The organism is Paenibacillus sp. Soil766, from assembly GCF_001428105.1.
GTDB lineage: Bacteria > Bacillota > Bacilli > Paenibacillales > NBRC-103111 > Paenibacillus_E.
The window spans coordinates 20,044-32,434 of record NZ_LMSJ01000020.1; the positions used below are offsets into that span (position 1 = coordinate 20,044).

At 45.3% G+C, this 12,391-nt stretch carries 9 protein-coding genes; 6 read left to right on the forward strand and 3 right to left on the reverse strand.

Features of this window, described 5'->3' with window-relative positions; genetic code table 11:
• Window positions 1–39 precede the first annotated feature (39 nt).
• The 4 genes from ASG89_RS15945 to ASG89_RS15960 all read left to right on the forward strand — a co-directional run bounded on the left by ASG89_RS15945 (window position 40) and on the right by ASG89_RS15960 (window position 8,961).
• On the forward strand, window positions 40–2,352 hold the full coding sequence (locus ASG89_RS15945; protein ID WP_157276676.1) for a helix-turn-helix domain-containing protein: 2,313 nt from the start codon (window positions 40–42) through the stop codon (window positions 2,350–2,352).
• Between the two features lie 437 nt (window positions 2,353–2,789).
• On the forward strand, window positions 2,790–6,791 hold the full coding sequence (locus tag ASG89_RS15950; protein ID WP_057311695.1) for an alginate lyase family protein: 4,002 nt from the start codon (window positions 2,790–2,792) through the stop codon (window positions 6,789–6,791).
• Window positions 6,792–7,111: 320 nt separating this feature from the next.
• Entirely contained in the window at window positions 7,112–7,918 is an 807-nt protein-coding gene (locus tag ASG89_RS15955; protein WP_057311696.1) for an ElyC/SanA/YdcF family protein, read from the forward strand.
• A 149-nt stretch (window positions 7,919–8,067) separates the two neighbouring features.
• A complete protein-coding gene (locus ASG89_RS15960; protein WP_235549786.1) occupies window positions 8,068–8,961 on the forward strand; it encodes a cation diffusion facilitator family transporter in 894 nt (297 codons plus the stop codon).
• 6 nt (window positions 8,962–8,967) lie between these two features.
• Here ASG89_RS15960 and ASG89_RS38660 read toward each other — a convergent pair whose 3' ends face one another.
• From ASG89_RS38660 to ASG89_RS15970, 3 genes are read right to left on the reverse strand one after another with little or no spacing between them, the layout of a single operon-like run.
• Window positions 8,968–9,066 carry a cytochrome bd oxidase small subunit CydS gene (locus ASG89_RS38660; RefSeq protein ID WP_414813271.1) on the reverse strand — a complete coding sequence of 33 codons (99 nt, stop codon included), beginning with the start codon at window positions 9,064–9,066 and terminating at the stop codon, window positions 8,968–8,970.
• 4 nt (window positions 9,067–9,070) lie between these two features.
• The gene (locus tag ASG89_RS15965) at window positions 9,071–10,099 is read right to left on the reverse strand and encodes a cytochrome d ubiquinol oxidase subunit II (RefSeq protein WP_057311697.1); all 1,029 of its coding nucleotides are present in this window, start codon (window positions 10,097–10,099) and stop codon (window positions 9,071–9,073) included.
• Complete coding sequence (locus ASG89_RS15970) at window positions 10,096–11,445, reverse strand: cytochrome ubiquinol oxidase subunit I (protein WP_057311698.1); 1,350 nt, start codon at window positions 11,443–11,445, stop codon at window positions 10,096–10,098. Before ASG89_RS15970 ends, ASG89_RS15965 begins: the two co-directional genes overlap by 4 nt.
• 281 nt (window positions 11,446–11,726) lie before the next feature.
• Here ASG89_RS15970 and ASG89_RS36435 point away from each other — a divergent pair, with 281 nt between their 5' ends.
• Together ASG89_RS36435 and ASG89_RS15975 are read left to right on the forward strand one after the other, a co-directional pair.
• Entirely contained in the window at window positions 11,727–11,885 is a 159-nt protein-coding gene (locus ASG89_RS36435) for a hypothetical protein (protein WP_157276677.1), read from the forward strand.
• A gap of 95 nt (window positions 11,886–11,980) precedes the next feature.
• On the forward strand, window positions 11,981–12,343 hold the full coding sequence (locus tag ASG89_RS15975; protein WP_057311769.1) for an ArsR/SmtB family transcription factor: 363 nt from the start codon (window positions 11,981–11,983) through the stop codon (window positions 12,341–12,343).
• The last annotated feature ends 48 nt before the right edge of the window (window positions 12,344–12,391 follow it).

Sequence of the window (12,391 nt, forward strand, 5' to 3'; positions counted from 1 at the left end):
GCTATGTAAAAACAATTATGGCGGCGGAGTGTGATTGCAGTGTTTGGTCTGAAAAAAAATAGCGTCATATCAAGATGGATACGATCGTATGCAATCGTACTATTCATACCGATTGCGATCATGCTTGTTACTTATTTTCAGACCAGGCATGTAATTGAAGAAGAGATCAATCGTGCAAACAAATCCCTTCTATCACAGTTCCAACAAGATATTGACAATCAAATTGAGTATGCCTATCGCTTAAGTGAAGTCATCTCCATTAATTCCAAGGTTCGTCAGCTTATGCGAACACAAGGTGCAATCGGTCCAGAAGATCGGATAGAGATTGTGAATGCATTAGCTGATTTCAAGGTGTACAACAGCTCTAACCGATACTCCAATCGCTTTTATTTGTACTTCCACAATAGCAATTTCGTACTAACAGAGTCCGCCTACTATGAACCGGAGATTTTTTACAATACAGTGCAAGCGAGCTCAGGGTTGTCCTATGAGGAATGGAGGCGCTTTCTTGATCAGACGTATCGTGGTCAGTTTTTCTCCATGCAAACCGATCATGGACAGAAAACCGAAGGAGTCTTGTTCGTTCAAACTTTGCCTTTTGAAGACAGAAGTGGTCATCTTGCTACCCTAGTGATTGAATTGAATAGTCAGAGCTTGATAGCTGCCATAAAAAATGTTCAATCCTATAATCAAGGGAAGGTTTATATTCTAAACGGCGCAGATCAACTGCTTGCTACATCTGAACAAACCAAACCAATGTCAAACATGTTTGATGGCATGATTGGTGAAAGCGGTACCATTCAACGTCAATGGGACGGCGAGGATGTAATTATCTCCTACATCCAGTCCAAAAGCACAACTTGGAAATATGTGTACGTTCTTCCTTCGAAGTTATATAGCCAAAAAGCTGAATATGTACGCAACCTAACCGTAATAACATTGTTTATAGCCATCGCAGTTGGAGCCATCCTTGCCATTTTGGTAGCGAGACACAACTATTATCCGTTACAACAACTTGTACGATCTGTTGCAGCGCACTCTAGACTAAACCACGGTGTTACCGTCAATGAATACGATTTTTTAGAAGAAGCGATTGAAAATACGATGGACATCAACAACCAGATGAATCGGATGATCGAGAAACAGAAAACTGTGCTGCGCTCTAATTTGCTCGTTCGAATTCTGAAGGGACGTATGGGGCAGGACTTTCCGGTTCTTGAGGCTATGGCGGACTATGGCATGAAGCCACGATCCGATCATTTCGTCGTGCTGCTTTTCTACTTGGAGGACTTTAGTGGAATCTTTCGCAAGGACGATACCGATGCAGAGAAGAAGCGAGAGTTAGTTCATCTCATACTTTCCAACATCGTTGAGGAGATGGTCGGACAGAAGTACCAGGGTTGGATGACTGAAATTGATGAAATGCTTGCTTGTATAATTAATTTGGATGTGGATGTGTCTCCTGAGGAAGCGAAACTAGAACTAACCCGTATCACGGAAGAGGCTCAGCGGTTCATTGGTGGTAGATTCCATATATTCTTTACTGTATCTGTGAGCACGGTTCGCAGAACCTTATCCGAATTGCCGACCGCATACCAGGAAGCTTTAGATGCCATGGAATACAAAATGGTGTATGGTACCCAAACCGTCATATTTTATGATCAGATCCAGAGCTTCAATCGTTCGTATGTCTATTCTCTTGAGAATGAACAGCAATTGATCAATCATGTAAAAGCTGGTGATTTCGAGCACGCCAAGAAGATACTGGATGAGGTCATAACGCATAATCTTACCGATAAAGGCTTGTCCATTGACATGGTGCGTTGTCTAATGTTCGATATCATCAGCACGATGATGAAGGCTGCCTTTGAAGTGAATTTGGATCAGACTGAACTTTACATGGATAATATGAAGGCAGTTGAAGAGTTGATGAATGGTGTTACAGTTACGGCAATGAAGGATCGGATGATCGTGTTTCTAGGAAAAGTATGCGATCATGTTCATGCCAAAAAGAGAAGTCGTAATTTCCTCCTCAAGGAGAACATGCTTGAATTTATTAATCGCGAGTTCCGGGATCATAACCTAAGCATTACTACGATTTCGGATGAGTTTGATATGCATCCTTCTTATTTATCTCGTTACTTTAAGGAACAGGTCGGGGAAACATTTACGGACTACATTAATAAGTTTCGCGTGAATAAAGCAATTGAGTTGCTACAGAATGACGAAATCTTAATCAAGGATATATGCGATCTTGCCGGGTTCTATAGTATTAGTACATTCATTCGGCTGTTCAAGAAATATGAGGGTGTGACTCCGAGCGTTTATAGGGAAAGCAGAAAAAATAGTTAGAGGGTAGGTGTGCAGTAAGGAGAGATGGCGCAGCAGTGCTTGAGTATTCGGATAAAGGAGGTGATAGTCCGGTCGCTAATAAATCGCCAACATCTAAGCCGACATCACAGATCATGCTCGCCGTCCAGATGCACCCATTCTAATGCCAAAGTATTCTAATGGACCACGCGCCCTCGCCTACACTGCTTGTAAAATCACAAATTTCCTGCAAAAAAAATAAAAGTCAGGGGGTTATAATTACTGAGCTTCACTATATGAACAGGGGATGAAATACCGAATATGGATCAGAAAAATATAGTACTGGTTATGACCTGATTTCCGATGGCGTTATTTTATCGGGATAATTGAAAGCGCTTTTAATTCCCAATATATTACTATATAACCTATATAATAATATAAATCTAATTTCACCCACTGAGAGAAAGAGGGTATTCTAAATGGACCAGGCACCTCGCCTACAGGCATTCAAGCCAACATTACTGCTGTTATTCGCCCTTCTCGCTGCACTTACTGTATTGCTCTTTCATCCTCAAACAGCAAGAGCCTATTCTGACCCCAGCAACATGACTGACGCAATCTTTTTTTCCAAAATCAATCTCGATTATCCTGGTCTGGAGACTGTAAAGGCAAACGTTGCCGCTTCCAACTACACGGCCGCCAAGACAAACCTGCTAAGCTATTTTCAAAATCGCACCGCCCCCGTCTATTTCACGGTCGGTACGACTCCTTCCGGAGGCCCGATGGAATCCAGCCCGGACGATTTGGTCAACTACATTTTCACGATTATCGGAGAGACCAAGAACTTCAGCGGATCCGGCGGCATCCAGTGGGATGAGACATGGACAGGCGGTTCCTGGTCGGACGGCTCGTTCAACAACAGAGTGAATGAATTCCTGATGTACTCCATTCTCGCTCCCGGGTACAATGCGCTTTCTCCTGGCGACCCGAAGCGGATCTTGTATTCCGATACATGGATGAAATTCGCCCTGGAGTTTATTACTGACAAAGGCAATACGAACATCGCTTCAGAAGTTTTTCTGGACATGGCGAAGCGTCTGGCCAGCTGGAACATGGCCTACTCGGTGTTCCGGAATAGTCCTTCTATTGATTCGAACGGCAATGCGGCATACCTGAAGCACATCTGGCAAATGGCCGACTATGCGTATACGAACATCGAATCGACAGTAGGCAACAACTGGTACGCAAGTATCGCCCGCTCGATGTACGTCACCGGTGTCTACTTTCCCGAGTTCAAGGATGCGGAAAACTGGCGGATGCGCGGTGAAGGCGCGATGAGCAAGTACATCAAGAAAAACATCAAGGGTGACGGCATGAACTATGAGCCTACGGAGAACTACCATCTGTATGCCCTGCAGCTGGCTAATACGATTCAGCAATTGGGGCAGCTAAACGGCTATTCCGACGTGCTGAAGGACTCCAAAGAGCTGCTCGAGCGGAGCGCCGAATTTACGATGGACGCGCTTTTTCCGAACCTAGAGGAAGGGCCGATGATCGGGGATTCCTCTGAAAAGAACTTCGCTCCCCACAAAGTCTTGGACGATTATGCGACGATTTACGGTCGGTCAGATTTTGAATACATCGCTTCTGATCGTGCTAGTGGGACAGTGCCGGATCATACATCCGTCGTCTATCCGAATAGCTCCGCGATCATGCGAACGGGCTGGAGCGACAACGACAAGTATATGTTCATCGAGAATGGAGATACGGATTACGGAGGTTCCCACAGCCATCCGGACGACCTGAGCCTCGTTATGTACGCTTACGGCAAGCGGCTGATCGCCGACCCGGGCGTTTACACTTACGATATGCCGAGCACGGTGGGGGAGTGGCTGAGGGACACCACGGAAGCCCACAACACGGTCGAGGTGAACAACACCACGCAAAGCCTGAGGGGGAGCCGCCAACTGAACAAATGGATCACGAACGACGGCTTCGACTTCTACGACGGCCAACACGACGATTACGCGCCGATCAGCCAAAACCGCAAAGTATTCTTCGTCAAGCCGAACTACTGGATCGTTTCCGACGTGATGACGGGCGGGTCGGGGGCGAACACGTACGAGCAGCTGTGGCACTTCCGCCCGAATACGCTCAGCCTGAACGGGACTACGAAGGCGGCGACGACGCAGTTCGCCGGGGAGCCTAACGTGAAGATCGTGCCGGCCGATCCGACTTCCATTACGGCAGCGGTTCGGAACGGGTATTATTCGGACACTAAAGCCGCCTATTCGGCAGCCCAATACTTGGCCTACACCAAATCAGCGTCGGGCAGCACCTCCTACGACACGGTGATTTTCCCTGAGGATACCGGGCAAAACCACAATGTGACGGTGTCACGCCTCTCGATGGCGGGAGTCAATCCATACACCGCTACTTCGCTGACGATCAATCTCGATTCCGGAAACAATGGGAATGTGGGCACCTACTATCTGTCGCACGAGACGACGCACCCGACCCGCAGCTTCGGAACGTATGGCTACAACGGCGAGTTGGCCTATATCGAAAAAACGTCGGGCGGCGCGCTGAGCCAGTTTGCAATTAATGAAGGCAGCCTGTTGACGGACGGAGCAACGAATCTCTTCTCGACAACTGGAAAGGTTCAGAACTTGTCAGTGAAGTATAGCGGCACGACACTGCAGCTGGCCAGCAGTGAAAAGCTTGCGTATGCGGTTACGATTTACGCGCCTGCGGCGACGTCCGTGACATTCAATGGGTCCGGCATTGCATTCACGAAGGCGGGGAATTTCATCACCGTAGCGGCGGCCGGGGCGAGCACGGCTTCGACGGTGTTGGCGGATAGCTTCGACGAGGATCCGCCGACGAACGATTTGACGGACGAGTTCTATAACTTCGAGAGCGGATCGGTGACCGGCTGGCAGCCGGTTAACGGAACATGGAGCGTCGTGACCCAAGGCGCGGGCAAAGTGTACCGCCAGACGGACGACGCCAGCGTGAGCACCAAGACGGTTACGACGTCCGAGTGGACGGACGTGCTCGTGGAGGCGGACGTGACGACGGTGTCGTCCACGACCGCTACGAATGGGGTCCAATTGATGGCCCGGTACCAGGACGCGCTCAATACGTACAAGTTCAACTATTACGTGCTGAGCGGGACCGCATCGTTGCGGATCGAGAAGATAGTGGCCGGTACGACTACGGTACTCGCAACCACGCCGTTCACAATGAACAACAGCACTACGTATAAGCTGAAGGGCACGATCCACGGCAATACGCTCAAGTTGTACGTCGATGGGACACTCTTATTAACTGCGACCGATACGGACATTACCGAAGGGTATGTCGGACTGAGCACGCACCGACGTGATGCGTACTTCGACAATGTCAAGGTAGCGGAGATCATCGGAGACGATCCGCTGACGAACGAGCTGCATAACTTCGAGAACGGTTCGGCGACCGGCTGGCAGCCAATAAACGAGACATGGAGCGTCGTGACGCAAGGCGCGGGCAAAGTATATCGCCAGACGGACGACGCCAGCGTGAACGCCAAGACGGTCACGACGTCTAAGTGGACGGACGTGCTCGTGGAGGCGGACGTGACGACGGTGTCGTCTACGACCGCCACGAACGGGGTCCATCTGATGGCCCGGTACCAGGATGAGCTCAATACGTACACATTCCGCTATTACGTGCTGAGTGGGACCGCTTCGTTGCGAATTGAGAAGGTATTTGCCGGCACGACTACGGTGCTCGCGACCACGCCGTTCACGATGGCGACCGGAACTACGTACAAGCTGAAGGGCACGATTAGCGGCAATACGCTCAAGCTGTACGTCGACGGGACCCTCTATTTGACGGCGATCGATAGGGACATTACCGAAGGGTATGTCGGACTGAGCACGCATCGACGCGATGTGTACTTCGACAATGTCAAAGTGACGGAGATTATCGGAGACGACTGGGAAATCCACCGCGGGCCTTGGTCGATCGACAACTCCGAGCTGTATACCGACTCGCTCAGCTTAGGTCACTCGGAGGTGCGGACGCGGCAGCAGAACGACTTGTACGCCTACAGCGGACAGGCGAAGGTGAAGGTCGTCGCCTGGGGCGCGACGCCGGCCAGCGCCGGACTTGTCGCCCGCTCGCTCGGCATCAACGACGGTTACCGCTTCCTTCTGTACAACAGCGGCAGCGGCACGAAGCTGCGCATCGAGAAGGTGCTGAGCGGCCTGCAGGCCATCTCGGCGTCGACCGTGCTTGCGGAGAAGACGTACACGATCTCCACCGGCACGTACTACACGCTGAAGGCCACCGTAGAGGGCGGTGTGCTGAAGCTTTACGTGAATGGGACGCTTGAGCTGAGCGCTTACGACACGACGCTGCCGCGTGGCGGCTTCGGGTTCAGGGCGACGAATGCGCAGGCGCGATTCGACAATGCGTTGCTGGAGCGGCTGCAATAGAGGGATAGCAAAAAGGGCTCGGGACATGGTTCATGGTCCCGGGCCCTATTGCGTCTGTACAGCTGCGTTGGAGTATTGTTGCTGGAATTTCGCTATAAGATGATGCATGAGGTATTTGAAAATCAAGCTATAAGTATGATTAGACTAAACGTTTTCGTTAACGGATAGTAATTTGAATATAGAGTTGAATGATGCCAGTTACGGAGGGCAAACGAATTCACGTTCACGCCGGATCAATTTTACACTATAAACGGACAGAATACTTGAACAAAATGTTAATATAGAGCTGCGAAAGAATTTTATTTATGGAGGTCGTTAAAATGGATCTATATAAAATTGCGGACAATTTAAATGTATTAAGTGACTTTCTTGGGAAACGGGATATAGATACTTTAACGAGTAATGCTTTAGAGGGGAAATATCAAATTACACAAACGGATCTGCTTATTTTATTTGGTGCCAGTGTAGCTTACGGCTGTGATGTAGTAGGTCAAGCCGTTTCAAATAATATTGCCAAAAACTTTATGATTGTTGGTGGGGAGGGACATACAACAGAGAGTTTACGTCGAGCAATTCATACTAATATTCCTGAAATAGAAACTATGGAAAAAATGGAAGCGGATATTATGAGTGAATATATAAAACGAAAGTATGGAATTGGCAACATTTTGATCGAGCGTAATTCAACGAATTGTGGAAATAACATTACTTACGCGCTAGATGTTATAAAACAAAATAATCTCTTCCCTAACAACATTGTTATTGTCCAGGACGCAACAATGCAATGTAGGATGGATGCTGGTTTTCGTAAATATCTCCTAGATTCAAAAGTTGAAGTAATAAATTTTGCCGCGTACAAGGTTAGAGTTGAAGTGAAAAGCGAAAAATTGGTAATTGAACCGACAGATATTTGGGGTATGTGGGACATAGAAAGATATATCTCTTTATTGATGGGGGAAATTCCAAGATTATTAGATGATACTAATGGATATGGGCCTAACGGAAAAAATTATATTGCACACGTTGATATTCCTGCTAAAGTACTGAAAGCATTTGAAGAATTGAAAGTAGAATATGGAGATTTAGTGAGAGTTGCAAACACTTTGTATGCTTCAAAAGACGCTTAATTAATGAGGAACGATAGTGCATAAACAAGGGTCAGATCGCCGCGACAGGCGGCTGTCCCTTGTTCCATTGAAGTAAACGGGCAGCATCTTGTTAATAAAGGAAAAAAGTGTAGTGATATTTAGAAAACTTTGATTGGAGATGTGGTCTTATGGTGTCTGACCCGATGCACCAGAGATTTGAAAATTTAAAAATGGGTGAACGCGGAGCAATTGTCAGCATTATTGCTTATATATGTCTTTCTCTACTTAAACTAATAATAGGAAACTTATCAGGATCAGAAGCTTTAAGTGCTGATGGTCTAAACAACGCAACGGATATCGTGGCTTCCATTGCTGTGCTAATAGGATTGAGGTTAGCTCAAAGACCAGCGGATGAGGATCATCCCTATGGTCACTGGAAATCAGAGACGATAGCCTCATTAATTGCCTCTTTCATAATGATGGCGGTTGGTTTAGAAGTTTTATTTACGGCAGTCATGTCTGTCTTCAGAACGAATGAGCAGTCTCCAGATCTAATTTCTGTTTGGACAGGTCTATTCTGCGCAATTATTATGTTTTTCGTATATCGGTACAATAGGAATCTTGCCAAAAAGATAAATAGTCAAGCCGTAATGGCGGCCGCTAAAGATAATTTATCAGATGTATTAGTCGGTATGGGTACGGTGATCGGAATCATGGGTTCACAGTTTCAATTGTCATGGCTGGACCCTGTGACAGCGATAGTTGTTGGATTAATGATTTGCAAGACTGCATGGGACATCTTCTGTGAAGCTTCCCATCACTTGTCTGATGGGTATGATGAAAAAGCCTTACAAGCTTATAAAGATACGGTTCAAATGGTTGATGGCGTTGAGCTTGTTAAGGAGCTCCGGGCAAGGAATTATGGCAGTAATACAGTTGTTGATGTTGTTTTGTCGATTAAAGGGGAACTGGAATTTCATGAAGCACATGAGATTGCAACGAATGTAGAGAATGAATTAAAGAAATCTTCAGAAGTGATTGACGTTCATGTCCATTATGAGCCGGTTAAATGCAGAGTTTAGGTGTGATTATTCTGTCACATCACTTGCCCTAATTACCCAAAGAACCATGAATACGAGTGAAAAGAGAACAAACATTGGAGCAGATTGAATTAGAATGGTTTCCATGAAATTAATCTCCCTTCTTGATAAGTTTACCTTGAACATAATCAGCGTCAAAAAGGAAGAGACGCATCAGTAAGTATAGAGATGGTAGTAGAATAACAATCCCTGCGATAAAAGCAATGACCAACGCTGTTCCCATTGTTTGATTCGTAAAGTTTTCGTGAATGGTGATATAAGGATATAGGATGTAGGGTAAATGAGCCCTACCATAGCCGAAGAAAGCAAAGGCAAACTGCAAAAGAACGAAGATGAACGCTATACCAAGTTTGATCTGCTTCCATAGGAAATAGACTGCAATAATAAAGCAGAGAAGAGAGACTCCAAACATCCAACCTAGGTTAAGCATATTTTGAAAATGATCTGGATTTTGCTGGTTGATCGTGAAAAAAACAAGGATACTTGCAATAATAGTAGGACAGCTCCAAAAGAGAGCATAGCCTCTTAATATTTTAAAAGCAGGAAGATCCTTGGCTCTGAAGGCATAAAAGGAAAGGAACATGGCTGAAATATAAAGGACACTAACCAGTGAAAGCAATACAACGGACCACGTATAGAAGCTCCCAAATAACTTTTGCCAATCTAGAGAAATGAAGTTGTTCTGTTCGGTGATGATGCCACCTTCTGAAATGGTCAAAACCGTAGAAAGGGTTGCAGGAATAAGCAAACCAGTTGCACCGTAGAGGAGCATGTACCATTTGTTATCTTTGGATCCATAATTACTGAAAGCATAGTAAGCCCCGCGTACGGCGAGCAAAACGATCGCAATACTACCTGGGATAAGTAACGCAGTGCCATAATAACGTGCTGTTTCAGGGAAGAAGCCTACCATACCAATGTAGAAGAAAACTAAGAAAACGTTTGTTACTTCCCAGACGGGTGACAAATATCGATCAATGATTTTATGAATGATATGCTTTTTCATCGTGATAACGGAATAGTAGCTGAAGAAACCTGCACCAAAATCAATCGATGCCACAATGACATAGCCATATAGAAAAATCCAAAGTACGGTAATCCCGATTAGTTCAAGACTCATTCTTTTGTCCTCCCCGCGAAAATGCCGAGTGCCATCAGTTCATCTGCCCCATCGTTCTTTTTGAAAAGATTCGATAGTACTTTCACTGCGGTTAAGGCAAGAACAAGATAAAGTAAACAGAACAGAAGTAACATCTTATCGACGTTTTGTGCTGTTGTAGCGGCATCTGCAACCTTCATATAGCCTCGTAAAATCCATGGTTGACGACCAACCTCTGCGTAAAACCACCCGCATTGAATACCTAGCATGGAAAGCGGACCGGATACAACGATCAGCCATAAGAGCCATTTAGGATAGGGTTTACGGGATTTTTTCCGTGAATACCACATATGAATAAGGCCAACAACAATCGCAAACATACCGATAGCGACCATGGCATCAAAGAAATAATGCACATATAACGGAGGGCGAAGATCTTCCGGAATATCGTTCAAACCTTTTACTTCAGATCCAGGAGTTCCACCTGCCAAAATACTAAGAGCATATGGAATTTTTAGCGCATATTTAATCTCATTATTATCAGTCAGAATACCGCCTAGAATGAGTGGAGCATTCGTTGTTGTTTCAAAATGCCACTCGGCTGCAGCTAGCTTTTCGGGCTGATTTTGTGCTAGAAACTTAGCTGATAAATCTCCAATCAATGCTGTAGTGATAGAGAACACGAGTCCAGCTGTGACGGTTAATTTTAAAGCTTTTTTAGCGTACAAGGTGTCTCCCTTTTTCTTAAGAAGGGAGTAGGCAGCTATCGCAGCCAAGATGAATGCGCTGGTCATATAGGATGAGGAAAGAACATGTGCCACTTTAGTAGGCATAGAAGGATTAAACATGGCTAGTATTGGTTGCACATTCGTAATTAGGCCATCTTTGAGCGTAAATCCTTGAGGTGTATTCATGAAGGCATTTACGGTGGTAATGAAAAATGCTGAAGCAGAGGAGCCGATGACAACAGGCACGAGAAGTAAGAGATGATGCATAGGTTTTAATCGTTCCCATGTGTATAAATAGATGCCTAAGAAGATAGCTTCGATGAAGAAGGCGAACGTTTCTAGAAATAGGGGGAGCGCAATGGCTTGCCCAGCAATCTCCATAAATTTAGGCCATAATAAGCTAAGTTGAAGACCAATAGCCGTCCCCGTAACAACGCCTATAGCCACAGTGATAACGAATCCGCGGGCCCATCTTCTAGCTAAAAGGGAATAATAAGGGTCTTTACGTTTAATGCCAGCTAGCTCGGCCAACATAATCATGACGGGAACACCAACACCGATTGTAGCGAAAATGATATGAAAGGCCAACGTAGTCTCGGTGAGTAAACGACTATAAAAGACAGAATCGTAGGTAGGCATGGGCTCATCTCCTTGTAATTTCTAATATTCAAAAAAACTTGCGGATAAAAGACAGTAACATGATAAAAGCAACGCCGAACATAAGGTACATCAATCGTTTTTCATGTTTTCGAGAGCGGTCCAAGTTGCATCACCTACCGGTTAATAAATTGCTTTCGCTTTATAAGGCTATCTTACGCTATGTATGTGATTATTTTCACATAATGTGTGAATACGGTTTGAACAAAGTTTTACAACTTTGGTAACATGATATTTGTATAAAGTGCTAGACTGAAATAAAGTTGTATGAATCGATGGAAGATTTCGCCAAACGGATCGATCCGATTCACAAGGAGGCATATGTTGCAAGCTGGACACATTATGTTAAAGCGATGTTTGAAGCGGGTATTGTGGTAAGCACCGCAGGTCTCCAGTCCCCGACAGAACAGTTCGTCTTTTAGTAGATATAGAGCCACTTCAAACCCGTCCCCTTATTTTCTGTTATAATAAGAGTAAATGTTATGATCAGAAAGTGAGAGCGATTATGGAAGAAATCATGCCAAAACCTGTTCAAGATCTTTGTGAGGATACTTGTAATGGGACTTCAAATATTGATGTATTGAAAGAACAACTGATATCGGAGCAAACTGCTACAGGGGTAGCTGAGGTATTCAAGGCACTTGGGGATCCCACAAGGTTGAAGATCATTCACACTTTGTTAAATAGAGAGCTATGTGTTCACGATATTGTTCAGGTCCTAGAAATGGGTCAGTCTGCTATTTCTCATCAGTTGAGATATTTACGTAATCTTAGAATTGTTAAACGTCGTAAAGTAGGGAAAACAGTCTATTACTCATTAGATGATGAACATATCGAGCAAATTTTCTTACAGATGCTGCAACACATGAAACACAATTAAAGGCAATTTCAAGATAAAAAAAGCGGAGATTGTATAAACAATCCCCGC